Source organism: uncultured Tateyamaria sp. (assembly GCF_947504105.1).
GTDB lineage: Bacteria > Pseudomonadota > Alphaproteobacteria > Rhodobacterales > Rhodobacteraceae > Tateyamaria.
Genome location: NZ_CANNGP010000043.1, coordinates 1 through 23,775 on the forward strand (window position 1 = coordinate 1; position 23,775 = coordinate 23,775).

At 63.2% G+C, this 23,775-nt stretch carries 21 protein-coding genes; all 21 read left to right on the forward strand.

Features of this window, described 5'->3' with window-relative positions; genetic code table 11:
- Positions 1-531: 531 nt before the first annotated feature.
- The 21 genes from Q1A75_RS19400 to Q1A75_RS19500 all read left to right on the forward strand — a co-directional run bounded on the left by Q1A75_RS19400 (position 532) and on the right by Q1A75_RS19500 (position 23,775).
- A complete protein-coding gene (locus Q1A75_RS19400) occupies positions 532-1,797 on the forward strand; it encodes an ABC transporter substrate-binding protein (protein WP_299549047.1) in 1,266 nt (421 codons plus the stop codon).
- 117 nt (positions 1,798-1,914) lie between these two features.
- Complete coding sequence (locus Q1A75_RS19405; RefSeq protein WP_299549050.1) at positions 1,915-3,000, forward strand: iron-containing alcohol dehydrogenase; 1,086 nt, start codon at positions 1,915-1,917, stop codon at positions 2,998-3,000.
- 15 nt (positions 3,001-3,015) lie between these two features.
- A complete protein-coding gene (locus tag Q1A75_RS19410; RefSeq protein ID WP_299549053.1) occupies positions 3,016-4,449 on the forward strand; it encodes an aldehyde dehydrogenase family protein in 1,434 nt (477 codons plus the stop codon).
- A gap of 126 nt (positions 4,450-4,575) precedes the next feature.
- Entirely contained in the window at positions 4,576-5,391 is an 816-nt protein-coding gene (locus Q1A75_RS19415; protein ID WP_299549056.1) for an AraC family transcriptional regulator, read from the forward strand.
- 175 nt (positions 5,392-5,566) lie between these two features.
- Positions 5,567-6,589, forward strand: a complete 1,023-nt coding sequence (locus Q1A75_RS19420) for a branched-chain amino acid ABC transporter permease (RefSeq protein WP_299549059.1) — start codon at positions 5,567-5,569, stop codon at positions 6,587-6,589.
- 1 nt (position 6,590) lies between these two features.
- Positions 6,591-7,652, forward strand: coding sequence for a branched-chain amino acid ABC transporter permease (locus Q1A75_RS19425; RefSeq protein ID WP_299549062.1), 1,062 nt, complete (start codon positions 6,591-6,593; stop codon positions 7,650-7,652).
- Positions 7,649-8,419: an ABC transporter ATP-binding protein gene (locus Q1A75_RS19430; protein WP_299549065.1), complete on the forward strand. Its 771-nt coding sequence runs from the start codon at positions 7,649-7,651 to the stop codon at positions 8,417-8,419. The genes Q1A75_RS19425 and Q1A75_RS19430 overlap by 4 nt, the downstream gene beginning before the upstream one ends.
- Positions 8,416-10,572 carry an ABC transporter permease gene (locus Q1A75_RS19435; RefSeq protein WP_299549068.1) on the forward strand — a complete coding sequence of 719 codons (2,157 nt, stop codon included), beginning with the start codon at positions 8,416-8,418 and terminating at the stop codon, positions 10,570-10,572. Before Q1A75_RS19430 ends, Q1A75_RS19435 begins: the two co-directional genes overlap by 4 nt.
- Before the next feature lie 4 nt (positions 10,573-10,576).
- The gene (locus tag Q1A75_RS19440; protein ID WP_299549071.1) at positions 10,577-11,401 is read left to right on the forward strand and encodes a phosphoenolpyruvate hydrolase family protein; all 825 of its coding nucleotides are present in this window, start codon (positions 10,577-10,579) and stop codon (positions 11,399-11,401) included.
- A gap of 12 nt (positions 11,402-11,413) precedes the next feature.
- Positions 11,414-14,581, forward strand: coding sequence for a flotillin family protein (locus tag Q1A75_RS19445; protein WP_299549074.1), 3,168 nt, complete (start codon positions 11,414-11,416; stop codon positions 14,579-14,581).
- The gene (locus Q1A75_RS19450) at positions 14,581-15,018 is read left to right on the forward strand and encodes an SRPBCC family protein (RefSeq protein WP_299549076.1); all 438 of its coding nucleotides are present in this window, start codon (positions 14,581-14,583) and stop codon (positions 15,016-15,018) included. Before Q1A75_RS19445 ends, Q1A75_RS19450 begins: the two co-directional genes overlap by 1 nt.
- Before the next feature lie 30 nt (positions 15,019-15,048).
- Positions 15,049-15,510: a nuclear transport factor 2 family protein gene (locus Q1A75_RS19455; protein ID WP_299549079.1), complete on the forward strand. Its 462-nt coding sequence runs from the start codon at positions 15,049-15,051 to the stop codon at positions 15,508-15,510.
- 12 nt (positions 15,511-15,522) lie between these two features.
- The gene (locus tag Q1A75_RS19460) at positions 15,523-15,969 is read left to right on the forward strand and encodes an SRPBCC family protein (protein ID WP_299549082.1); all 447 of its coding nucleotides are present in this window, start codon (positions 15,523-15,525) and stop codon (positions 15,967-15,969) included.
- A complete protein-coding gene (locus tag Q1A75_RS19465) occupies positions 15,966-16,751 on the forward strand; it encodes an FAD binding domain-containing protein (protein WP_299549085.1) in 786 nt (261 codons plus the stop codon). Before Q1A75_RS19460 ends, Q1A75_RS19465 begins: the two co-directional genes overlap by 4 nt.
- Positions 16,751-17,233 (forward strand): (2Fe-2S)-binding protein, encoded by a 483-nt coding sequence (locus Q1A75_RS19470; RefSeq protein WP_299549088.1) that lies wholly within the window; start codon positions 16,751-16,753, stop codon positions 17,231-17,233. The genes Q1A75_RS19465 and Q1A75_RS19470 overlap by 1 nt, the downstream gene beginning before the upstream one ends.
- Complete coding sequence (locus tag Q1A75_RS19475; RefSeq protein ID WP_299549090.1) at positions 17,230-19,026, forward strand: molybdopterin cofactor-binding domain-containing protein; 1,797 nt, start codon at positions 17,230-17,232, stop codon at positions 19,024-19,026. The genes Q1A75_RS19470 and Q1A75_RS19475 overlap by 4 nt, the downstream gene beginning before the upstream one ends.
- The gene (locus Q1A75_RS19480; RefSeq protein WP_299549093.1) at positions 19,026-20,060 is read left to right on the forward strand and encodes a molybdopterin cofactor-binding domain-containing protein; all 1,035 of its coding nucleotides are present in this window, start codon (positions 19,026-19,028) and stop codon (positions 20,058-20,060) included. Before Q1A75_RS19475 ends, Q1A75_RS19480 begins: the two co-directional genes overlap by 1 nt.
- Positions 20,061-20,945, forward strand: a complete 885-nt coding sequence (locus tag Q1A75_RS19485) for a MoxR family ATPase (RefSeq protein ID WP_299549096.1) — start codon at positions 20,061-20,063, stop codon at positions 20,943-20,945.
- The gene (locus Q1A75_RS19490) at positions 20,942-22,036 is read left to right on the forward strand and encodes a VWA domain-containing protein (RefSeq protein WP_299549099.1); all 1,095 of its coding nucleotides are present in this window, start codon (positions 20,942-20,944) and stop codon (positions 22,034-22,036) included. The genes Q1A75_RS19485 and Q1A75_RS19490 overlap by 4 nt, the downstream gene beginning before the upstream one ends.
- Positions 22,033-22,905 (forward strand): amidohydrolase family protein, encoded by an 873-nt coding sequence (locus tag Q1A75_RS19495; protein ID WP_299549100.1) that lies wholly within the window; start codon positions 22,033-22,035, stop codon positions 22,903-22,905. The genes Q1A75_RS19490 and Q1A75_RS19495 overlap by 4 nt, the downstream gene beginning before the upstream one ends.
- A 21-nt stretch (positions 22,906-22,926) precedes the next feature.
- On the forward strand, positions 22,927-23,775 hold the full coding sequence (locus Q1A75_RS19500) for an N-acyl homoserine lactonase family protein (RefSeq protein ID WP_299549102.1): 849 nt from the start codon (positions 22,927-22,929) through the stop codon (positions 23,773-23,775).

Below are 23,775 nucleotides of genomic sequence, written 5' to 3' on the forward strand. Positions count from 1 at the left end.
CAGATGCCCAAAGGTCTTCCTCTCAGCAATCGCACTCGCCGCAATCGTTACTTACTGGTTATGAGTCCTGAGCCTAGCCCGCGGTGAACGCTTTGCATACGGAGCAGTTCTATACGATGGCAATGACGTCGTTCCGCTCGGAGAGGATCTAGCAGCAGTGCCAATCTCCAGTCTTTGGGCAGCACAACAGTCCTAATCGGCTTTGTCGCGCAACCGGCTTGTGGGATTCATGTTGGGAATCCAAGATGATAGCTGAGGTGCATGAGCAGTTGGGCCCCTACGAAGTACAAGACCAGGAACTGGCCTTCTTACAACACCGGCATCCCGACCGAAGGCAAGGCACTCATCGGTGATCACGCCGACGGAAGCAGCTTCGGCTCTCACAGCCCGGCTACTGCAGTAATGTAACGGACCCAAAAAACAGACATTTCGCTATGGCTGGTGACCCGTGGATATCTGGGTCGTTCCGGGCCTGTGCCATGGTTTGTCCGGGAAAAACGAAAACCCGAAGATATCCACTGGGAGGAAAACATGCGAACGAAATTGATCACGAGCGCTTCGGTTCTGACGATGACGCTGGCGGCACAGTCCGCCGCCGCAGAGGGGCAATCCGAGCCGCTGAAGATCGGGGTTCTAGCCACCTTGGAAGGGACCTATACCGCATTGGGCGAGGATGGTGTGCACGGCCTCAGAACGGCTCTGGTACAGGCCGACAACAAGGCGGGTGGCCGCGAGGTCGAGCTGGTGATCCAGTCCACCGACACCTCCCCCGACAGTGCCGTGCGCGGAGCCCGCAAGCTGGTCGAGCAGGACGGCGTGGATATCGTCATCGGACCACTTTCGGGCTCTGAAGGCATTGCCATTCGCGACTATTCCAAGACCCAGCCGGACGTTACCTTCATCAACGGCATCTCGGGCGCGATGGAAACCACTTACGTGGACCCGTCCGAAAATTTCTTCCGCTTCAATACCGATGGGGCGCAGTGGTCCGTGGGTCTGGGCGACTACGTGTTCAATGAGAAGGGCTGGGAAACCGTGGCTACGGTGGGCGAGGATTACTCCTTTGTCTACACGCAGGTCATGGGCTTCGTGACCGATTTCTGCCAGGCGGGCGGCGAAGTGACAGAGCGGCTCTGGGTGCCGCTGGGCACCAAGGATTTTGGCTCGATCATCGCGGCTCTGCCCGATGACGTGGACGCAATCTACCTGGGGCTGGGCGGTGGTGATGCCGTGAACTTTCTCAACCAGTACCAGCAGGCGGGCGGCGACGCGAACCTGATTGGCGGGTCCATTATGGTGGACGCCACTGTGCTGAACTCCAAGGGCGATGCCAAGAATGCGCTGATCGGCACCCCATCCGCGGGTCCTCAGGCCGATACCTGGGACAACGCGGGCTGGCAGACCTATGTGAAGGCCTATCAGGACGCCTTCCCACCCGAGCAGCGGTTCCCTTCGCCCTCGTTGCTGGCGACTGGCTACTACAACGCCACCTCTGCGATGCTGCAGTGCATGGACAGCGTCGGGGGGGATCTGAGCGACGGGCAGGCCTCGTTCCGCGACTGCCTGACCAACCTCGTGCTGGAGGCGCCGAACGGTACGATCACGCTTGATGAAAACCGCCAGGCGGTGGGCACCAACTTCGTCTCCGAAGTGGTCGAACAGGAGGATGGCACGCTGGTCACGCAGCTGGTCAAAAAGGTGGATGACGTGAACCAGATGCTGGGTCTGGACAAGGCGGCGTTCGACGGTATCGGGCTGCCATCCCGCGAGACCCCTGAGTGCCGGAGCTCCTACTGAGCCTCAATGGCCGGGCGCTGCGTCGCCCGGCCTCCCGGAACACATGCAAGACCTGTTTCGACGGGCCGTCCGGCGGCCCTGTCGTCTGAGGCATGCAGGCGAAATCCCAGTGACCTGATGACCCTGATCACCTTGCATTCCCGGATCCATTTCGCCAGCGACGTGCTAGAGGAAGCGCTGCGCGCCGAGATTGACGAGAACCGGCTGGCACATGCGCTGGTCCTTTGTCCCGAGGCGCTGGCATGCAGTGAATTTCTCGACCGTGTCGAAGAGGGCCTGGCCAGTTGTCCGCAGGTCACGCTGCATCTGATTGCGGCGACCGATAGCAAATACGATACCGCAAGGGCGGCCGCGCAGGCCGAAAAAGAGGCTCCGGTCGATGTCATCATTGCCTTCGGTTCTGCTGGCAGTATCGCCCGTGGCCGCAAGTGTCGCCATGAAATCACCACCCTGCGATATCGCGCCCTGAATGCCCGTACGCGCGACCGGGTTCGTCAGAAATCCCTGCAGCCGCGGTTCTTCGTGATCCCCAACATCGACGGCATGCCCGACCCTTGCCTCGAAGCCGGTCCGGCGATGAGCTTCAAGACAACGCCCCCGGGTGTCATCATCTGCGATCCGACGCTGATCAGGGATGTGCAGGAGGCCGATATCGCCAAGGCGACGACGCTGACCATCGGGCGATGCCTCAGCGTTCTGAGCGCCAAGGCATTCAATCCGCTCGCCGACGGTCTAGCCATCGACGCTTTGTCCCGGATCCGGATGATGACCCAGGCTCGGGGCGCGAGGGCGGGTGAAAAACATGGGTACCGTGATCTCATGGCGGCCACGCTCAACGGCGCGATTGCCTTGCAGAAGGGTACCGGGCTGGTCGAGGCCCTGGGGTATTCCTTTGGGCATGCAGTGGGCCGCGATCTCGACAGTGCGCTGCTGCACCGCGTCTTGCTGGCGCGAATACTCAGTTCCAGCGAAGCCAGCGATAGTACTGTCATCGCGCGCGTGCTGGGTGTCGGCCCCGAAACAACGCTGTATGACTTCGTTGCTGACCTGATGGCAGATGTGCCGCTGCCGCAGACCCTCCAGCAGCTCGATATCGCCTGGCCCGAGGTCGAGGAAGCCGTGGGCTACATGGAACCCAGGTTCGGCACGCCACAGGTCGCCTCACGGTCGGAACTTGATCTCATCCTGCACGATGTTTACTGAAGGTAAGCCCTTGATATGAAACCGAACCTGATAGGCGGCGCCTGGGTCGAAGGCGGTGAAGCTGCCGAGAACATCAACCCCTCGGATACGGACGACGTGATAGGTATCTACGCGCAAGCCGGTCGCGCCGAGACGGAGCAAGCCATCGCCGCGGCAGAGGCGGCGTTCACGGATTGGTCGGTCTCTCCGGTGCAGCAGCGCCACGATATTCTGAGACATATCGGGGATGCGATCCTCGCTCGGTGTGACGAGATCGCCGAAATGCTGGCCCGCGAGGAGGGCAAGATCCTGTCCGAGGCGCGTGCGGAGACAGAGCGTGCGGGCAGGATCTTTCTGTTTTTCGCGGGCGAGGCGCTGCGCCTGACTGGCGAGGTTATGCCCTCTGTGCGCCCCGGGGTCGGCGTTGAGATCACCCGCGAGCCGGTTGGCCCCGTCGGCCTGATCACGCCGTGGAACTTCCCCATCGCCATCCCCGCGTGGAAAATCGCTCCGGCGCTTTGCCATGGCAATACGGTTGTGTTCAAGCCAGCGGAGCTTGTGCCGGGCACAGCCTGGCTTTTGGCAGAGATTATCGCCGGTTCCGGCCTGCCCGCAGGCGTGTTCAACCTGGTGATGGGCGTAGGCCGCGTCGTGGGCCAGACCATGCTGGACACCCGGGCGCTGCGCGCGATCAGCTTTACCGGCAGCCAGGCGACGGGTCAGCTTGTGGCCGAAGCCTGCCTGCGTCACCAGCGCAAGTTCCAGTTGGAAATGGGCGGCAAGAATCCCCTCGTGGTGCTCGACGACGCCGATCTGGAACTGGCCACCGATGTCGCGCTGGACGGCGCGTTCTTTTCCACTGGGCAGCGTTGCACGGCCAGCTCGCGCCTGATTGTAACCGACGATATTCACGCCCGCTTTGTCGAGCAGTTGACTGAAAAGCTGCGCACCCTGACGGTGGGCCACGCGCTTGATCCGGCCTCGAAGATGGGGCCGGTGGTCGATCAGGTGCAACTGGAACAGGATCTCGACTTTATCGCCGGGGCGCGCCGGGACGGTGCGAATCTCAGAGCCGGCGGTGCGCTGGTCCAATGCCGGACACGGGGTTTTTTCCTGGCGCCTACGCTTTTCACCGACACCGATCCGGCCATGCGGATCAATCGCGAGGAAGTTTTCGGCCCGGTTGCCACGGTCATCCGGGCGCGCGACTACGACCATGCCCTGATGCTGGCCAATGACACACCCTTTGGACTGACCGCTGGGATCTGCACGCGCTCTTTAAAATTTTCCCAGCATTTTAAAAGGTATGCACAGGCCGGGATGGTCATGGTGAACCTGCCCACGGCGGGCGTAGATTATCACGTTCCTTTCGGTGGCGCCAAGGGATCCAGCTTTGGCCCGCGCGAGCAGGGACGCCACGCGGCGGAGTTCTTCACCACCGTCAAGACCGCCTATACTCGGTCGTATTGAAAAGGTGCGCCATATACCGAAAAGTATGTTTCTGGCGTTTCTTGTTGCCAAGTGCCTATCCCATGAGCATCCTTGGAGCCGCGTTAATCGGCCACAGAAGCCGTTCCGTACCAAAGGGAGGACTGCATGAGTAAAGCACTTGCAGTTAGTCATGGGGAGTTTGGGCGGGCAGCGTTGTATGATCTAGACCGCCCGATTACCACCCATGCGCACCGCGAAGGACATCTGATCTTTCGCATCGGAGGAGAAATACCCCGGGTACGCGTCCGAAACGAAGCGATATCCTGTTGCGACGGCGTGGCCGCGGCGGTGAGCCCCTGGGCGCCGCATTCCTTTTCGATCCCGGGGGGGTCATGTCTGTCGCTTGTTCTCTACATCAAGCCGATGTGGTTTCTCGAAAACACCGGCAGTGCCGATTTCGCGCTCGATTTCGGTGCGGCCAAGCTGCATCTGACCGACGAGATAAAGAGCATGGTCAACCGTCTGACCAGCTTGATGCTTGTGGATGAGGGCGAATTCTGCGCCCAGCAAGTGCTGATCGATCTGACTGCCAGTTGCTATGCATTGTCCTGGCGGTACAGCAAACAGAATAACCTGCTGGCCATGCGCCGCCGGTTCAGCGATTTCCGCATTAGACGGTCGCAAAAGATGATGACGGAATACCTCAGCGATCACGAAGGCCTGGACCGCCTGTCTTCCGAAGTGGGCCTGTCGCGGCCGCATTTCTTCAAACTCTTCAAAAAGCAGACCGGCGTGACCCCGAACATCTATTTCAACACGCTGCGATCCGAACAGGCGATCGAGGAGTTGGTCTACACCGACAAATCCGTAACCGAAATCGGACATGACCTGGGTTTTGCGTCTCAGGCGAGTTTCACGCGGTTTTTCACCCACAATGTCGGCATCGCGCCGACTGAGTATAAACGCGTGGCGCACCAGTAAGACCCCCAGAATTACCGACCCGCGGGCAATGGTGCAGACTTTTGGATACGCCGTTCGCGGGCGGCAGTATCTAACCTCCCTCTTGTCGGATGCGACAGTGATCCGGAGTAGGGGAGGACATCATGCGATCGCAACCTGCAGCATCGCGGCCTATATTTCGGACGGGGTGGCAGCCATGAGGGCCCTTGCCGCCCGTCACCCGATCTGGTCAACGATCATTGCGCTTGTGCTGCTGATCCTGCTCTATCTCGTGTTCGCGATCTGGCCGGAGTGGCTGACCGACGCCATCGGGCGCAAGAAGGTCTTTCTGAACGCGCTCTTCAACGGGATTACGCTGGGCGGACTCTATTTCCTCGTGGCCTCGGGTTTCACGCTGATTTTCGGGCTGATGCGCAACGTCAACCTCGCCCATGGATCGCTCTATCTGATGGGCGGCTACATCGGATTCTTCGTCGCCGATGCGACGGGGCTGTGGCTGCTGGCCTTCCCTGTTGCCTTCATCGTGGTGGGGTTCATGGGGGTGCTGCTGCAGATCCTCGTCTTTCGCCGTATGGAAGGGCAGGACCTGCGCCAGACGCTGGTGACCATCGGCATCTCGATCGTGCTGGCGGATCTGATGCTCTGGGGCGTGGGCGGCGATTTTTACAACATCAACCCGCCTTCCTGGCTCAGCGGGCCGATGGAGACGGGGCTGGTGACTTCGCAGCGCGTGCGCAGTTCCGGCGAGGTCGTTACCGCCTACCTGAAATATCCGCTTGTACGCATCGTGATCTTGGCGGCGTCGGTGGTCATTGGTCTGGCCATGTGGCTGGTACTGAACCGCACGCGCATCGGCATGCTGATCCGCGCGGGCGTGGATGATCGCGACATGCTCAGCGCCACCGGCGCGCGCACCCATTTGGTGTTCGTTGGCGTGTTCTTTTTTGGTGCGGGGCTTGCGGGGTTGGCCGGTGTGGTGGGCGCCACCTTCCAGTCGGCGGCGCCGGGTGAGGACATCCGTTTTTTGCTGGCGTCGCTGGTCGTGGTGATCGTGGGCGGCATGGGTTCGATCCCCGGTGCGGCGCTCGGCGCGCTGCTCATCGGTCTGGCAGAGCAATTCGGCTCGGTCTATTTCCCCACCTACGCGGTGGTGCTGACCTTCCTCATCATGGTGCTGGTGCTGGCGTTCCGCCCACAGGGCCTGATGGGGCAGTCCTGAGATGGCGTTGGCCGACACCTCCGCCCAGGCACGCGCGCGGCGCGCAGATGACCGCGTCTGGATCGAGCGGATCACCGCGCCCTACTGGGTGATTGGGGTGATCCTGCTGATCATCCCTGCCTTCGCCTCTGACTTTGTGATGTTCCAGATTTTCGGCTGGACCTTCATCCTCGGCATGATTGCCACCTCGCTGATGTTCCTGGGTGGGTATGGTGGCATGGTGAGCCTGGCGCAGATGACCTTTGCAGGGGTTGCTGGCTACATGGTGGCAATCTTCGGCGACAGTGCCATCGACACGATCTCCATGGGCTGGCCCTGGTTCATTGCCATTCCTCTGGCGCTGATCATCGCGGCGATTTTCGCCACCGTGATCGGCTGGCTGGCGGTGCGGACCGTGGGCATTTACACCATCATGATCACCCTGGCCATCGCCGCTGCCTTCTTCTACTTCACCCGCCAGAACTACGATATCTTCAACGGGTTTCAGGGCTTCAACTCGGTCTTTCCGCCACGTCTGTTCGGGGTGGATTGGCGCCAGCCCATGGCGTTTTACTATCTGACCCTGTTCTGGGCAGCGGTCACCTACTTCTCTGTGCTCTACCTGTCGCGCGCGCCCTTCGGGCTGGCGCTTCAGGGGGTGCGCGACAACCCGCGCCGTATGGCGGCACTTGGCTTCAACGTGACCGCCCACCGGGTGGCGGCTTACGCGTTCTCGGCAATTCCTGCGGGGATCGGTGGCATCTTGCTGACCTGGCAATCGGGGCAGATCAGTCCCGGCACAGTTGGTATCCAACCGGCCATCGACATTCTGATCATTGCCGTGGTCGGCGGCTTGGGTCACCCGGTCGGTGCCTTCATCGGCGCGTTCCTCTATGTGATCCTCAAGACTTTCGCGGTTGATTTCCTGATCGCCGTGGGTCTCTCGGGGGATCGTTTCCAGCTTCTGATCGGGCTGGGCTTTCTGCTGGTCGTCCTCTGGTCCGAAGATGGGCTTTTGGGACTCTGGAGCAAACTGCGCGCCAGTCGCCACCGCGACCCGCTGACCGGGGAAGTGCGCGAATGAACGCCCTCAGTGCCACCGGTACCGAAAACGCGCTGGAGCTGCGCGGCATGTCCAAACGCTTCGGTGCACTGGCGGCACTCAGCGATATCGAGCTGGTCGTCAAGCCCGGCGAACGGCGCGCCGTGCTGGGCTCTAACGGTGCGGGCAAGACCACGCTTTTCAACTGCATCACCGGGGATTTCCCACCCTCCGAAGGCTCGATCCGCCTTTTTGGCGAGGATGTTACTGCCTTCCCCGCGCAGGAGCGGATTCGGCGGGGCCTGCGACGCACTTATCAGATCTCGCTGCTGTTTACCGGCCTCAGCGTGATCGACAACATCTATGTCGCCTGTCTGGGCGTCTCGCGCGGGCGGTTCTCCTTTCTGCGCGCGCGCAGGAACGATGCCCTGGTTGCTTCTGCCGAAGAACTCACCCAAGTGGTCAACCTCTGGGATGCGCGCGACACGCCTGTCAGCAGCCTCAGTTATGGCCAGCAGCGCCAGCTTGAGATTGCCATGGCGCTGGCGGGTGCGCCGCGGTTCATTCTGTTTGACGAACCTGCCGCGGGTCTGTCGCCGACCGAGCGGCGCGAGCTTGTCGATATCCTGACCGGCCTACCGGGTCATATGGGATACATCATTATCGAGCATGACATGGATGTGGCCCTGCGGGTCTCCGAATACGTCACGATGATGCACAACGGGCGCATCTTCAAGGAGGGTAAACCGGCCGAGATCGAGGACGACCCGGAAGTTCAGGCGCTGTACCTCGGAGGGGATACGGCATGAGCACCCCGATCCTCGAAATTCGCGATCTGCATGTCTACTACGGGCAGTCTCACGCGCTGCAGGGCGTGAACCTGACGCTGGACCGCGGCGTGCTGTCGGTGGTGGGCCGCAACGGCATGGGCAAGACGACCATGTGCAAGGCGATCATGGGGCTTGAGCGCCGGGCGTCGGGCACAATCTCTTTCGCCGGGCAGAGTTTGGCCGACCTTGGCCCGTCGGAGACAGCGCGGCTGGGTATCGGCTACGTGCCGCAGGGCCGACGGTTGTGGAAATCGCTGACCGTGGAGGAGCATCTGCGGCTGGTGGAAAAGCGCGGTGGCGCCTGGACAATCGAGCGGGTCTATGCGGTCTTTCCCCGGCTGGCCGAGCGCAAAGCCAATGGCGGCGCGCAGCTTTCGGGCGGCGAACAGCAGATGCTGGCCATCGGGCGGGCGCTGCTGCTGAACCCCCGGCTTCTGGTCATGGACGAGCCCACCGAGGGGTTGGCGCCAGTGATTGTGAACCAGGTGGCCGAGATGCTGTTGCGTCTGGGTCAGGAGGGCGACATCGACGTTCTGGTGATCGAGCAGAACATCGGCGTGGCTTGCTCGGTCGCATCGCATGTGGCGATTATGGTCAATGGCCGGATCAACCGGGTGATGGAAAGCGCGGTGCTGTCGGGCGACCGCGATCTGCAGCAGGCACTGCTGGGCGTCGGGCGGCACGCGCATGACGAAACCGACGGGGCGGAGGCCCCTGCGCAAACCGATGCGCCCGCGCGCCAAACGCATCAGCCCACCCGCATTTACCTCTCCAACCCCACGACCCCGACGCGTTGGAGCGCGCCTGTCCCCGTCGCCGTGCTGGAACGCTCGGCCCGCACCGTCACCGAGGCAGCAGGCCCGAGCGCTGAGGTGGTGCCGCTGGCGCAGCGCGGCGTTAACCCGGGGCACGGCACGGTCTATGTCTGCGGCACGCTCGACACCAAGGGGGCGGAACTGACTTATATGGCCGACCTGATCCGCGCGCAGGGGTTGCCCGTGCGGATGGTGGATTTGTCGACGAGCGGCGGACGTTCGGGCGCGGACGTCCCGCCGCATGTGGTCGCCGCAAGCCACCCGCGCGGCGCCAGCGCCGTCTTTACCGGCGACCGGGGCACGGCGGTGGCGGGCATGACCCTGGCCTTCGAGCGCTGGGTCTCGGAGCGTCATGATATCGCTGGCCTGATCTCGGCCGGTGGATCGGGTGGCACGGCGTTGGCATCTCCCGGCTTTCGTGTGCCGCCCGTCGGCGTGCCGAAGCTGATCGTCTCGACTGTCGCCTCTGGCAATACGGAGCAGTATGTTGGTCCTTCAGACATTACCATGATGTATTCGGTCGCGGATGTGCAGGGCTTGAACTCCATTACCCGCGAGGTGTTGGCCAATGGTGCGCATGCGCTGGCGGGGATGGTCAAGGCGCGGCGCAGCTTGCCGAAATCCATGGATAAGCGGCCTGCGGTGGGGCTGACCATGTTCGGCGTCACCACGCCGTGTGTACAACGGGTCACTGGAGCGCTTGAGGACGATTACGACTGTCTGGTGTTCCACGCCACCGGCGTGGGCGGGCGGTCGATGGAAAAGCTGCTCGCTTCCGGGATGCTTTCGGCCGTGCTCGACCTGACAACCACCGAGGTCTGCGACATGGTGGCGGGTGGTGTCTTTGCCGCGAACGAGGACCGCTTCGGTGCCTCGATCCGCGCGGGCCTACCCTATATCGGGGCCTGCGGTGCGCTCGACATGGTGAACTTCAACGCGCCCGAAACCGTGCCGGAGAAATACCGCGGCCGGCTTCTCTATGAACACAACCCGCAGATCACCCTGATGCGCACCACCCCAGAGGAAAACATCACCATGGGACGCTTCATCGGTGAGAAGCTCAACCAGATGACCGGACCGGTGCGCTTTTTCCTGCCCGAAGGCGGGGTCAGCCTGCTCGATGCCCCGGGCCAGCCCTTCTGGGACCCGGAGGCTGACAAGGCGCTGTTCCGGACGCTGGAGAATACCGTGCGTCCCACCGCAAACCGGCAACTGATCAGGGTGCCGCACAACATCAACGACCCGGAATTCGCGGATCTCGTGGTGCGCACCTTCCGGTCGTTCCACAGCGCTCCCGCGCGCGCAAAAGGAGCCTGAACGCATGTTTGACCGCAGCGAACTGATGACGAAATTCCGAGCAATGCGGGACGCGGGCGAGCCGATCATCGGCGGCGGCGCGGGCACCGGCCTGTCGGCAAAATGCGAGGAGGCGGGTGGCATTGATCTTATCGTAATCTACAACTCAGGACGCTACCGTATGGCTGGGCGTGGATCGCTCGCGGGGCTGATGCCCTACGGCGACGCCAACGGCGTGGTGATGGAGATGGCGGGCGAGGTCCTGCCGGTGGTAAAAAAGACGCCGGTTCTCGCAGGTGTGTGCGCCACGGACCCGTTCCGCCTGATGGACAAGTTCCTTGACGAGGTGAAGGGGGCGGGCTTCAGCGGGGTGCAGAACTTTCCCACCGTGGGCCTTATCGACGGGCATTTCCGGCAGAACCTGGAAGAAACCGGCATGAGCTACGGCCATGAGATCGATATGATTGCGATGGCGCATGAGAAAGACATGCTGACCACGCCCTATGTTTTCTCTGAGGAAGACGCGGCGGCGATGGCACGGGCGGGGGCGGACATCATCGTGGTGCATCTTGGCCTGACCACGGGAGGGGCTATCGGCGCGGATACGGCAGTGACGCTGCAGGACAGCCCGGCGCTGACCGACAAGTGGGCGGCAGTGGCGCTGGAGGTGAACCCGGAGGTGATCGTGCTGGTGCATGGCGGGCCGGTGGCCATGCCGCAAGATGCGGATTTCGTGCTGAAGAATACCCGCAACTGCCATGGCTTCTACGGCGCTTCCTCGATGGAGCGGTTGCCCACGGAAATTGCGCTGCGGGAGCAGACCGCGGCTTTCAAGAAAATCGGACGGTAAGGGAGCGGCATCATGACCGGTCAAATCATCGGACAACTCATTCTCTGGCTGATCCTCGCGGTGATTGTCGTGTTCATCCTCTACTGGGTGATGCACTGGCTTTACCGACGCTCGACCAAGGAAGTGGCTTTCGTGCGCACCGGTTTTCTGGGCGAACGTGTGGTGATTGACGGCGGTGCCTTCGTCTGGCCGATCATCCACGACATCACGCCGGTCAATATGAATTCGATGGATCTGGCGATTACCCGCGAAAAGGAAAAGGCGCTGATCACAGACGACAACCTGCGCGTCGATGTGGAGGTGGAGTTTTATGTGCGGGTGCGTGGTGACAAGCAGGCGGTCAGCCTCGCGGCCTCGACCATGGGGCGGCGCACGCTGGAGCCAGAGCGGCTACACCGGTTGCTGTCAGGCAAGTTCATCTCGGCGCTGCGCACGGTCGCGGCCGAGCATACGCTGGAGGAGTTGCACATCCGGCGCAGTGAGGTCACCGCGCGGGTGGCGGAGCTGGCGCAGGAGGGGCTGGATAAAAACGGGCTGGAGTTGGAAAGCGTGGCGATCACCGATATCGACCAGACCGATCTTCAGTATTTCAACCCCTCGAACCGCTTCGATGCCATTGGTCTGACCCGCGTGATTGAGCAGGTCGAGGCGCGCCGCAAGCTGCGCAACGACATCGAGCAGGATTCGATGATCCAGATCCGAACTCGCAACCTGCAGGCGGAAAAGGAAACCCTGGATATCGAGCGGGCCTCCGAAGAGGCGCGGCTTGAGCAGGAACGCGACATCGAGTTCCGCCGGGCGCAGCAGCGCGCCGAGCTGGCACGCGAACGCTCCGAACGGGAGAAGGAGGGCGAAGAGGCGACCTTGCTGAACCGCGAATCCATCGAGACTGCACGGATCAGCAATGAAGAGAAAATCGCCCAGGCGCGTATCGCCTCGGAGCGCACGATCCGCCACCAGGAAATCGAGCGCCAGAAGGTGATCGACGAGGCCGAGATATCCACCCGTGAGGCGGTGGAGAAGGCTCGCATCGCGCAGGAACAGGTGCTGATGCAATCCCGGATCAAGACGCAGCGGGACACCGAAGCCGCGGAGATTGCAGCCAAGGAGGCGGTGGAGCGTGCCCGCATCGCGCAGGAGCAGGCGCTGACGGAAGCGCGCATTGCCAAGGACCGTGAGACCCAGTCGAAGGAGATTGAACGCAAGCGAATGATCGACGAGGCCGATATCGCCGCCAAGGAAGTCATCGAGAAGGCGCGTATCGCGCAGGAAAAAGAGGTGACGGAGGCAAGGATCGCACTTGAACGCACCACCCGCGAGCAGGAGATTGCGCGCAACCTGGCGGTGGATGAGGCGACCATCGCAGCACAGGAGGCGGCGGAGAAGCTGCGCATCACGCAGGAAAAGACTGTCAATGCCGAGCGTATTGCCTCTGACAAGGCCACGCGGGCGTTGGAAATCGACCGCAAGAAGGTGCTGGAGGAGGCCGAGATCGCCTCGGCACAGGCCACCGAAGCGGCCCGGATTGCGCGTGAAACCGCGCTGGCCGCCGAACGCATCGCCGGCGAACAGGATACACGCGCGAGAGAGATTAGGCGTCAGCACGAGCTGGACGTGCAGCAGATTGCCGCTGCCGAGGAAACATCCAAGGAGCGTATCGCGCAGGAAGAACGGGTGCGGGCGCTGGAGATTGCCCGCAACCGGGCCATCGACGAGGCGGAGATCGCCACCCGCGAGGCGGTCGAGGCGCAGCGCATCGCGCAGGAGGCCTCGATCGTCGTCAAGCGCATCGAGACCGAGGAGCACACCAAGGAGCGGGATCTGGACAGGGAGCGGGCCGTCGAGGCCGCGCGCATCGCCAAGGAGAAGAAACTGGCTGCTGAGCGTATCGCCTATGAACAGGATCTGCGCGAGCGCGAGATTGCCCGCAACCGCGCCGTCGATGTTGCCAATGTGAACGCCCAGGAGCAGGTCGCCCAGGCCCGGATCGAGGAGGAGAAGCGCACGCGCGCCGCCGAGATCAGCAAGGAGGCCGAGGTCCGTTCGCGCGAGATCGAGCAGCGCGAGGCGGTGGAGGCTGCCGAGATTTCGTCGCGCCGCCTGGTGGAGCAGCAGCGTATCGAGAAGGAGGCCGAAACCACCGCCGAGAAGATCGCCCGCGACGAACGCATCCGGTCTCTGGAAATCGCGCGGAACAAGGCGATGGATGCCGCCCAGATTGCCGCCGATGAGGCCATCGAGGCCGCGCGCGTGGCCAAGGAAAAGACCGTGGACGCAGAGCGGATTCTGGCTGAGCAGGAACTCGATGCGCGGAAACTGGAGCGTAAGAAGGCCATGGAGCAGTTGGAAATCACCCGCGTGCAGGCGTTGCGCGAGGCAGAAATCACCAGTCAAGAGGACGTGGAGCGCGCCAGGATCGCCTCTGAGCGCGGTCTTGACGATGCGCGCATCGGTCACCAGACCGAACGCCGCAAGCTCGAGATTGAGCGCGAGAAGGCCGTGGAAGAGGCCGGGATGGAAAAGGCCATCGCGCTCTACCAGAAATCGCTCGATGAAAGCGCCGCCGCCGTGGAGGCGGAAAACGCCAAGGCTCGCGCGCTGGAGGCCGCTGAGAAAGCCCGCACCGCTGCCGAGACCGAAAGCGTCACCCGCGAGCAGAAGCTCGACAGCATCCGCGCCGAGAAGGAGGCCGAGCGCATGCGTGTGATCGCCGAAGGCGACAAGGTGCGCAAGGCCGTCGAGGCGGAAGCGGCCCGGCTGATCAATGAGGCCGAAAACGTGCTGACCGACGAGGCGCGGCATTCGCTTTTCAAGCGCAAGATGTTGGAGCATGTGGAAGGCATCATCGCCGCGAGTGCCAAACCGCTGGAGAATGTCTCCGATATCAAGATCATGCAGCTTGGTGGCTCCGGCACCCAAGGGCTCGACTGGGCAAATGGCGGGGACGGTTCCGGCGAGGGCGGCAGCCCCACCGACGAGGTGATGAACTCCGCCCTGCGCTACCGGGTGCAGGCGCCATTCGTCGACAGTCTGATGAAGGACATCGGCATCGACGGTGCCAATGTCTCGAAATCCGATATTTTCCGCAATGCCTCAGATATGACCCGCGCGACCTCCGAGATCGCCCGGGCGAAGGCGGCAGCCCCAACTTCAGATAAGAAGAGCGAGGACAAATCCTGATGGCGCGGGTCTTTGTTTCTTCGGTCATCGGCGCATCCTCCGACCGGGTCTGGGAGCGGGTGCGCGATTTCAACGCGCTGCCGAAATGGCACCCGAGGATCCGCGACAGCCGGATCGAGGATGCGTTGCCTGCCGACAAGGTCGGCTGCATCCGCAACTTCAATCTGCAGAACGGCGACAACATCCGTGAGCAACTGGTGGGCCTGTCGGATTATGACCTCTTCTATAGCTATACCATGCTGGAGGGGCCCATGCCGCTGTGGGACTACATGGCGACGCTGCGCCTGACGCCGGTTACCGACGGCGCGCGCACCTTCGCGGAGTGGTTGGCGGAATTTTCATGCAAACCGGAAGACGAGGCCGATCTGACCGCTGGGATTGCCACCAACGTCTTTCAGGGCGGCTTCGACGCGCTGAAACGGCATTTCGGGGCCTGAGGCCCCAACACCATGCAAAGGAGATCCATGATGAAACATCTCGTGACCCTCACCACCATCCTCTATGCCGGTATGGCCCATGCCGAGGACAATGCCACGGCCATGCCGTCTTACACGCTGCAGCCCAATGCGGAGATGGTGACCTTCGAACATATCGACGCGCTGAACGCGTGTGACTGGGACAGGTTGATGGCGCAATACCCCGAAGAGGTGCTGATCATCCTGCCGAATGGCGCCTGGGTCGAGGGGCGCCCGGCGGTCGGAGAGGTCTTCAAGGGCTTCTGCACGGAAAGGGCCGAGGCTGGTTTCCTGGGGGCGACCTTTATCGCGGAGAAGGTCAAGACGGTGGGCGACACGGTGAATGTTTCTTGGCGGGTGGAGGCGGACTGGTTGGCGGAGCCCTATAAGGGCGCGGATGCCTATGTGACGCGTGACGGGCTGATGTACGTGCAGGTCACGACCTTCGATCCCGCCGATATGAACTTCAGATAAGGACCGGCAGCGGTGGTCAAGGTGTATTGCAGTACGGTTCTGGAGGCGCCCATAGAGGCGACCTGGGATATGCTGCGCGATTTCAATGGCCATGATCAGTGGCACCCGGCGATTGCCAGCAGCCAGATCGAACACGGCCATGGCAGCGATCAGGTTGGCTGCGTGCGCCGGTTCCGTCTGGGTGATGGCAGTGAGTTGCGCGAACGGTTGCTGACGCTCAGCGACATGGAGACCGCCTTTTCCTACTGTCTGTTCGACACGCCGGTGCCGCTGTTGAACTACGTTGCACATGTGCGCCTGAGCCCGGTCACCGACGGCGACTGGACCTTCTGGGAGTGGGAAAGCAAGTTCGACACCCCGGCCGGGCAGGAGGACGACCTGCGCAAATTGGTGTGCGAAGATATCTATCAGGCGGGGTTCGACGCGATCCGTGCGGAAATGGGACTGGAGGTCGCATGACGACGGTTCAGACATTCGCCAGCCTCGCCGAGGCTAGTGCTGCGCAGGGCGCGATCATGGGGGGCGGTACGCTGCTGATGCGGCAGGTCAATGAGGCGCCGCACACCGTGCCCGGCCTGATCCGGATCACCGACCCCGGCCTGTCGCGGGTCTCGGCCAGCGGTGACCGGATCGAGATCGGCGCCGGCGTGACCATGCGGCAAGTGATGGATCACCCCGATCTTGCCGCCTTCGCGCCCGTCGCCCGCGCTATCGGCGGGCCTGCGCTGCGCAATATGGCTACGGTGGGCGGCAATCTCTTTGCGCCGCACCCTTACGGCGATTTCACGGTCGGGTTGCTCGCCGCTGGCGCGCAGGTGGTCTGGGCCGACGGGCGGCGTGAAGAGCTTGAGGATTTCCTGCGCGGTCGCGTCAGTGCACAGGGCATTCTGGCCACCGTTTCCGTGGTCCGCACCCGGCCCGAGCAGTTGAGGTTTCGCAAGGTGAGCCGCACCCGGCCCAAAGGCGTGTCGGTGATGTCGATTGCCGCGCGTCTGGACGGCACCGGAAGTTCCGCCAGCAGCGCCCGCATTGCCTTTGGTGCCATGGGGCCGACCCCGTTGCGCGCCCGCGCGGCAGAGGTTGCCCTGCAGGGCGTGCGCCTGGATACGGACGGCGTCGGACCCGCATGTGCCGCCTGCCTTGAGGATCTCTCCCCCGCTGACGATGCGCTGGCCTCAGCCTGGTACCGTGCCCAGGTTGCACCCATTTACCTACGCCGCTGCCTTCTGGGAGAAAGCTGATGCCGAAAAAGCCCATGTCCTTCACCCTCAACGATGCCGAGACGGGGGTTTTCGTCGAGGAGGGTCAGAACCTGCTCGAGGCGCTGCGGCGCGGAGCCGGGGATCTGTCGCCCAAGTTCGGCTGCGGTCAGGGCACCTGCGGGGCCTGCACCGTGCTGATCGACGGGGCGCCGCATCTGAGCTGCCTGACACTGGCTGAAGCCGCCGCAAGTCGACGGGTGGAAACCACCGGCGGGCTGGCGGCCGGGCCGGAGTTGCACCCGCTGCAAACGGCCTTCATGGAAGGTTTCGCCGCGCAATGCGGGTTTTGCACAGGTGGCATGCTGATGGTCGCCAAGGCGCTTCTGGCCGAGAACCCGCGCCCCACCCGGGAGGAAGTGATCGAGGCGATCAGCGGCAATCTGTGCCGCTGCACCGGGTATGGGCCCATCGTAGATGCGATCCTGACGGCAGCGGCCCGCATGCAGGGGAGGGCGGCATGAGCGTTGAATTCCGCAAGGACCTTTTCGCAGATGAGCGCCGCGACGATCTGAACGAGATCGGCAAGCCGCACACCCGGCAGGATATCGAAGGCCATGTCACCGGGCGTACCGCCTATTACGACGATCACCTCTTCGACGGTTTGCTGCACATGCGCTGTGTGCGCTCGCCGCATCATCACGCGCGGGTACGCTCAGTCGATGCCTCTGCCGCAGAGGCATTGCCGGGTGTGCGCCGGGTCGTGCGCCCCTCAGATGTGCCGCACAACATCAACACGCTGCTCAGCCTGATCGGCTTTGGCGAGGACGATGAACAGCTGCTCTCGGACCCGATTGTGCGTTATCGCGGCGAGCCGGTGCTGGCGATCATCGCCGAGACCGAAGCCATCGCCCGTGCCGCCTGTGCCGCGGTGCGCGTGGACTGGGAAGTCCTGCCCCATGTGCTCGACCCGGAAGAGGCCATCGCCCCTGGCGCACCCTCGGTCAACCCGGCCTATTCCGATAACAGTTTCACCTATGAACCCTACGATCACGTCAAGCTGCGCTTCGGCGATGTGACGGCGGCCTTCGCGCAGGCCGATCACCTGATCGAGGCGGAATACGAGATGTCGCCTATCGAGCAGGCACCCATCGAGACTTGCGGTGCTATCGCCGCGCCGGAAACCGCCGACCGCTTCGTCTGCCATACCGGCACGCAGGCGTTGTTCTTTTCGCTCGGCACCACCGCCAAGTTGCTGGACCTGCCATCCTCGCGGCTGCATTTCATCGGTGGCACGGTGGGCGGCGGTTTTGGTGGTAAGGTCGACAGCATCACCGAACCGATGGCGGTTCTGGGTGCTGTGCTGACTGGGCGGCCGGTCAAGTTCCAGTGGGACCGCCCGGAAGAGATGCAGGTCGGCGCTCCTCGCGGTGCCGAGCGCTGGCGCATCAAGGACGGCGTGATGGCCGACGGTAGGATCATCGCGCGTGAATTCACCGGCTTTTTCGACGCGGGCGCCTATACGCGGCTCAGCTCTTACGCGGGCCACAAGGGTACCGGTCATCTGCCCGGGCCCTACACGATCCCGAATGTGGCCTCGAACGTGTTCTGCGTGTTCACCAACCGCACGCCTGCGACCGCAATGCGCGGCTTCGGCATCACCGGTGTGGATTTCGCCATCGAATGCCACATGGACCGGGTCGCGGAGGCGACGGGGCTCGACCCGATCTCGCTGCGGATCCTCAACAGTTATCGCGACGGCGATATGAAGGCACACCGTCGGGTGGCCAAGAACTGCGCTCTGGTGGAATGTTGTCAGGTTGCTGCCGACAAGGCGGGCTGGACGCTCTCTGCGCAGGATAAGGCAGCCAGTTCACTGGCAGGCAGCGATGCGCAGCGCGCGGCCATTCCCGAAACTGCGCTTGATGAAGAAGGGCGCGTCGGCGCGCGCAAGGAAGGGCGTGTGGCCTCCACGGCGCCAGCACCTGGCACCAAACGTCTGGTCGCCGGCACCCATGGCCGCACCATGGAGGCAGTGTCGGTCCAGCGCCCCGACATGGAGATTCTGGCCGAGCGGATTGGCCATGCCATCCCTGGGGCAACATCCGCGCCTGCCGCCGCCGCTCCGGTTGCCGCGTCTCCCGTCGCACCATCGCCACCGGCCCGACCTGCCGCTGCGACGCCAACGCCCCCCGCCGCGGCCCAGCCGACGCCACCGGTGCCGCCATCTGCGCCGCCATCGCCGCCCAAACCCTTTGACCGGGGCGTCAGACGGCCCGGGGTGTCGCAGTTCCTCTCCGGATCGAGGCGGCGCTGATGACCAGATATGCAGGACGCGGCTTTGCCGCCATCAACTACCCCATCGGCATGAACCTTGGCGGCGACCCGGCCCAAGCGCTCGTCCATTCGACACCGGACGGTAAGTTCATGGTGACGCTCAGCGCCATCGATCTGGGCCAGGGGATGAAATCCGTCACCCGGCAGATCGCGGCGGAAGCTTTGGGCGTGCCGATGGAGGACGTCTATGTGGACACTGCCGACAGCGACACCGGGCCGCATGACATGGGCTCCTTTGCCTCGCGCGGCACCCACCGGGTCGGCAATGCGGTGATCCGTGCTTCCTCGGAAGCGCGCGCGCAGATGATGGAAGCGGCGGCCGAGGAACTGGAGGTCAACGCCACCGACCTCGATACCGACGGGCAAGGCAATATCCATGTCAAGGGCGCGCCGCAGCGCAAGATTACCGTGGCGGAGACGGCTATCGCCGCGCAATTCAAACAGGGCCGCACACTTTCGGGGCGCGGCATTTTCCTGATCGAGCCCTCCGGTGTGGATCCCGACACTGGCGAGATGAGCCCGGTGACCACCTACGCCCATGCCGCCCTGATCGTTGATCTGACGGTGGATGACGAGACCGGTGAGGTGACGGTGGACAAGATCAACTCCGCCTATGAGGTGGGCCGGGCGCTGAACCCCAAGCTGGTGGAACAGCAGCTAATCGGTGGGGCATGGATGGGCGTGAGCCATGCGCTATACGAGACCACCGAGCCCTATTATCCCGACCGCGCCCACGGGCCGGAGGATTTCAACACCTATCTGATGCCAGGACCCGGCGAGATCGTGCCGCATGACATCGCGGTGCTGGAACGGCCTGCGGCGGATGCACCCTATGGCGGCAAGGGCCCCGGCGAGATGTGCGCCAACCCGGTGCTGCCGGCGGTGGCGAATGCGGTCTACAATGCGGTGGGCGTGCGCGTCGACAAGCTGCCGATCACGCCGGAAAAGATCTTGCGCGGCCTGCAGGCCCAGGGTGGCGCGAAGCCGGGGCCGCGGCGGCCGGGTACGCAGTAGGTGTCGGTCACGCCCGATATCGCCGGGGTCAGCAGCCCCGAGGCGCTCGGCACCGCTTTGCGGGATGCGCAATATGTGGCCTCGCCGGAGCTATCCACCGCGGCTTATCTTTCATTGGCCCTGTCCAAGCCACTGCTGCTCGAAGGTGCGCCGGGCGTTGGCAAGACCGAAGCGGCAAAGGCGATGGCGGGCGTGCTGGCGCGGCAGTTGATCCGGCTGCAATGCTACGAGGGTATCGATGCCGCAGCCGCGCTCTATGAGTGGAACTATCCGCGCCAGATGCTGGCCCTGCGGCAGGCCGACGGGCAAGCGGAGATCAACCTTTACGGACCGGACTACCTGCTGGAGCGTCCCTTGCTGGCGGCCTTGCGCAACCCGGCCACGTCGTTGCTGCTGATTGACGAGATTGACCGCGCGGATCAGGAATTCGAAGCCTTCCTGCTGGAGTTCCTGTCGGATTTCACGATCTCGATCCCCGAGACGGGTACCGAGCGGGCCAGCAGGCCGCCGGTGGTGGTCCTGACCTCGAACCGCACCCGCGACCTGCACGAAGCGTTACGGCGGCGTTGCGTCTACCACTGGATCGACTATCCCGATCCGCAGCTTGAAGCGGATATCGTGTTGATGCGCGCCTCTTCCGTCGCGCAGGCCACTGCGCGGGCGGTGGTCGCTTCTGTGGGGTTGATGCGCGCCGAACCGCTGGCCAAACCACCAGGCGTGGCCGAAACGGTGGAATGGGCCGAGGCTGCGACGCTGCTCAATGCTCAAGGAGCCAGTTGGCCGGATGCGTTCCGACGCGCGATCGGTGTGGCGCTGAAGGATCAGGATGATCTGAGCTATCTGGGTGCGCGCCTGCCCGAATTGCTGCCGGGGGAAGCGGCATGAGTGCGCGCGTCCTGCAACCCTTCTTTGCGCTGTCCGTGGCGCTGCGGCAGGCGGGGGTCGCAGTCTCGCCGGATCAGACGCAGGGGTTCATTGCCGCTGTGGGCGCTCTGGGTCCGCGCGGTATTGGCGATGTGCGGCAGGCGGCTTTGGCGCTCTTTGCGATCCCGCCCGAGAGGCGCGGGGAATTCGATGCCATCTTCGCGGCGATCTTTGAGGGCCAGATCATCGCCGCGGACGCGCAAACCGAGGACGAGAGCGAGACCGACGCCATCGAGCCCACCGATGAAAGCGCGGAGGTGGAGATAGAGGAGGTCGACGAGCCGGCGGGCGAAGAGGCCACGGGTGTGGAGCGCCTGACCAGCCGACCCGTCATCATGCATCCGCAAGCCGCACTGGAGAGTTTTGCCCGCGAGGCGTCGGAACGCTTGCCCGAGCGGCTGTCCTACCGCCGTAGGCCCAACCGGCACGGCGATCGGATCGATCTGAGGCGCATGCTGCGGCTGGCCGCGCGCACCGACGGGGACATTTTCGAGCTGCCCCGCAGCGCGCGGAAACGGCGGCAGCGGCGGATCGTCTGCCTGATCGATGTCTCGGGTTCGATGAAGGACCGCTCCGACGAACTGCTGGCGTTTGCGCATGTTCTGGTGCAGGCGGCCCAGCGGGCCGAGGTCTTTACTCTTGGCACGAGGCTCACCCGCGTCACTGGGCCGCTGCATCTGGCTGACCGGGGTGCAGCGCTGCGGCGTGTGTCGGAGGCGGTGGCCGATCTCGACGGAGGCACGCGGCTGGGCGAGGCGCTGTCGGCTTTTCTCGCAGTGCCGCGATACGCGGGTCTGGCGCGCGGGGCACTGGTGATTGTGTTGTCGGACGGGTTGGAACGCGGCGATCCTGTGCAGATGATCGAGGCAACCGCAAGGCTCTCCCGCCTCGCCTGGCGATTGCACTGGCTGACGCCGCTGGCCGAAGGCCCGGCCTTTCGGCCCGAAACCGCGGCATTGCAGGGCGTCCTGCCGTGGCTTGATCATCTTTCCAGCGGGGCGAGTACCGACGCCATCTGCACCCATATCCTGAATATTGCGAGGGCCGCATGATCGATGCGCATCACCACATCTGGCGGCAAGCTGATCTGCCCTGGCTCCTGGGCCCGGAGCAGCCGCGTATTTTTGGGCCCTATGCCCCGATCAAGCGCGACTATCTGATCGAGGAATACCTGGACGACATCCGCGGCACCGGGATCACCGCGTCAGTCTATGTACAGGCGAACTGGGCGCCCAACTGGGCGCTGGACGAGGCGCGCTGGGTGGCAGCACAAAGCGCGCGGGCGGGCTGGCCCATGGCCATTGTGGCCTTTGCCGATATGACCAGCCGCAATTGTTCCGCAACGCTGGCGCAACTGGGAGACATCCCCGGCGTTGCGGGCATCCGGCACCAGTTCCACTGGCATGAGAACCCGCTTTACCGTTTCGCGCCGCATGCCGATCTTTGCGAGGATCCACGGGTGCAGGAGAACGTGGCACAGCTTGCCAAACACGGGTTCAGTTTCGATCTACAAGTTTTTGCCGGGCAGATGCCAGGCGCGGTGAAACTGGCCAGGGCCTGTCCGGAGGTGACCTTTGTGCTGCAGCACGCGGGCATGCTGGAGGATACCAGCAAAACGGGCCGGGCGCTCTGGCGCAAGGGCATGGCAGCGCTGGCGGAGTGTGAGAACGTGGTCTGCAAACTTTCCGGTCTGGGCACCTTCATTCACCGCAACGAGCCGGCGCATATCGCCGATCAGGCTAAGACCGCGCTGAAACTCTTCGGGCCCGAGCGTTGCCTTTACGGCTCCAACTATCCGATCGAAAAACTCTGGACAGGCTACGCTGATCTCTTCGCGGCCCATCTCGCCGCGGTGCCCAAGGCACAGCACGATCATGTTTTCAACAAAACCGCAGCCCGGGTCTACCGCCTGGACACTTAAAGCAAGGGGAGAATTGACCTGATGGCTCTTCAAATTCACGTTCTGGACTATGGCGATATCGAGCTAGAAACATCGTTTCTGGTGCTCGGTCACGAATGCGGCCGCACCCGGCGGGTGCCGGTCTATGGCTTTCTGATCACCGGGGGCGCCTATCCGGTGCTGGTGGATACCGGATACCGCGACAACGCCATCATGGAATCTCTGGGCATGCGCGGGCTGCAGTTCCACGACAACATGATCGAAAACCAATTGGCCAAACACGGGCTGAAACTGGGCGATATCCGCTATATTCTGCATACCCATCTGCATATCGACCACGCGGGCAAGGACGACCTGTTCCCGATGAATACGACCGTTTGCATTAACCGGCGCGAGATGGAGTTTTCGGTCTCGGGCATCATGTACCCGCAATATCCCAAACCCGACATCAAGCATCTGGTGGATCGCATCTACGAGCCCGAAGCGATGCGGTTCCTTGATCTCGACATCACCGGTGCCGAGGAGATCATCCCCGGCGTGTGGTGCGAGGCCGCCGGTGCGCATACCGAAGGGTCGATGAATGTGATCGTGGAAACCACCGAGGGGCTGGCCTGTATCTGCGGCGACGTGATCTATGATTTCAACGACCAGATTGTGAACCACGTGATGACCAACAATTGGATGGAACCACGCACGACAGGCAATCACAGCCAGACCAAGCGTGAAGAGAAGGGTGCCATCAAGAAGCTGTTGCAGAACTACACCTTCCTGCTGCCGATCCACGACAAGCCGGCCAGGATCGAGCACGCACATGTGGTCGGGCGCTTGGGCATGCAGGTGCCCGGACCGCTGACCGAAACCTTGCCCAAGCGCGACTGGTTCCCGATGTGA

What these genes read in the sequence shown, in the direction of transcription:
- Q1A75_RS19490 (WP_299549099.1), top strand. Translation starts at nt 20,942, where the DNA reads ATGAGTGCGCGCGTCCTGCAACCCTTCTTTGCGCTGTCCGTGGCGCTG.
- Q1A75_RS19435 (WP_299549068.1), top strand. Translation starts at nt 8,416, where the DNA reads ATGAGCACCCCGATCCTCGAAATTCGCGATCTGCATGTCTACTACGGG.
- Q1A75_RS19425 (WP_299549062.1), top strand. Translation starts at nt 6,591, where the DNA reads ATGGCGTTGGCCGACACCTCCGCCCAGGCACGCGCGCGGCGCGCAGAT.
- Q1A75_RS19410 (WP_299549053.1), top strand. Translation starts at nt 3,016, where the DNA reads ATGAAACCGAACCTGATAGGCGGCGCCTGGGTCGAAGGCGGTGAAGCT.
- Q1A75_RS19440 (WP_299549071.1), top strand. Translation starts at nt 10,577, where the DNA reads ATGTTTGACCGCAGCGAACTGATGACGAAATTCCGAGCAATGCGGGAC.
- Q1A75_RS19470 (WP_299549088.1), top strand. Translation starts at nt 16,751, where the DNA reads ATGCCGAAAAAGCCCATGTCCTTCACCCTCAACGATGCCGAGACGGGG.
- Q1A75_RS19500 (WP_299549102.1), top strand. Translation starts at nt 22,927, where the DNA reads ATGGCTCTTCAAATTCACGTTCTGGACTATGGCGATATCGAGCTAGAA.
- Q1A75_RS19475 (WP_299549090.1), top strand. Translation starts at nt 17,230, where the DNA reads ATGAGCGTTGAATTCCGCAAGGACCTTTTCGCAGATGAGCGCCGCGAC.
- Q1A75_RS19455 (WP_299549079.1), top strand. Translation starts at nt 15,049, where the DNA reads ATGAAACATCTCGTGACCCTCACCACCATCCTCTATGCCGGTATGGCC.
- Q1A75_RS19480 (WP_299549093.1), top strand. Translation starts at nt 19,026, where the DNA reads ATGACCAGATATGCAGGACGCGGCTTTGCCGCCATCAACTACCCCATC.
- Q1A75_RS19420 (WP_299549059.1), top strand. Translation starts at nt 5,567, where the DNA reads ATGAGGGCCCTTGCCGCCCGTCACCCGATCTGGTCAACGATCATTGCG.
- Q1A75_RS19445 (WP_299549074.1), top strand. Translation starts at nt 11,414, where the DNA reads ATGACCGGTCAAATCATCGGACAACTCATTCTCTGGCTGATCCTCGCG.
- Q1A75_RS19400 (WP_299549047.1), top strand. Translation starts at nt 532, where the DNA reads ATGCGAACGAAATTGATCACGAGCGCTTCGGTTCTGACGATGACGCTG.
- Q1A75_RS19430 (WP_299549065.1), top strand. Translation starts at nt 7,649, where the DNA reads ATGAACGCCCTCAGTGCCACCGGTACCGAAAACGCGCTGGAGCTGCGC.
- Q1A75_RS19405 (WP_299549050.1), top strand. Translation starts at nt 1,915, where the DNA reads ATGACCCTGATCACCTTGCATTCCCGGATCCATTTCGCCAGCGACGTG.
- Q1A75_RS19450 (WP_299549076.1), top strand. Translation starts at nt 14,581, where the DNA reads ATGGCGCGGGTCTTTGTTTCTTCGGTCATCGGCGCATCCTCCGACCGG.
- Q1A75_RS19415 (WP_299549056.1), top strand. Translation starts at nt 4,576, where the DNA reads ATGAGTAAAGCACTTGCAGTTAGTCATGGGGAGTTTGGGCGGGCAGCG.
- Q1A75_RS19465 (WP_299549085.1), top strand. Translation starts at nt 15,966, where the DNA reads ATGACGACGGTTCAGACATTCGCCAGCCTCGCCGAGGCTAGTGCTGCG.
- Q1A75_RS19495 (WP_299549100.1), top strand. Translation starts at nt 22,033, where the DNA reads ATGATCGATGCGCATCACCACATCTGGCGGCAAGCTGATCTGCCCTGG.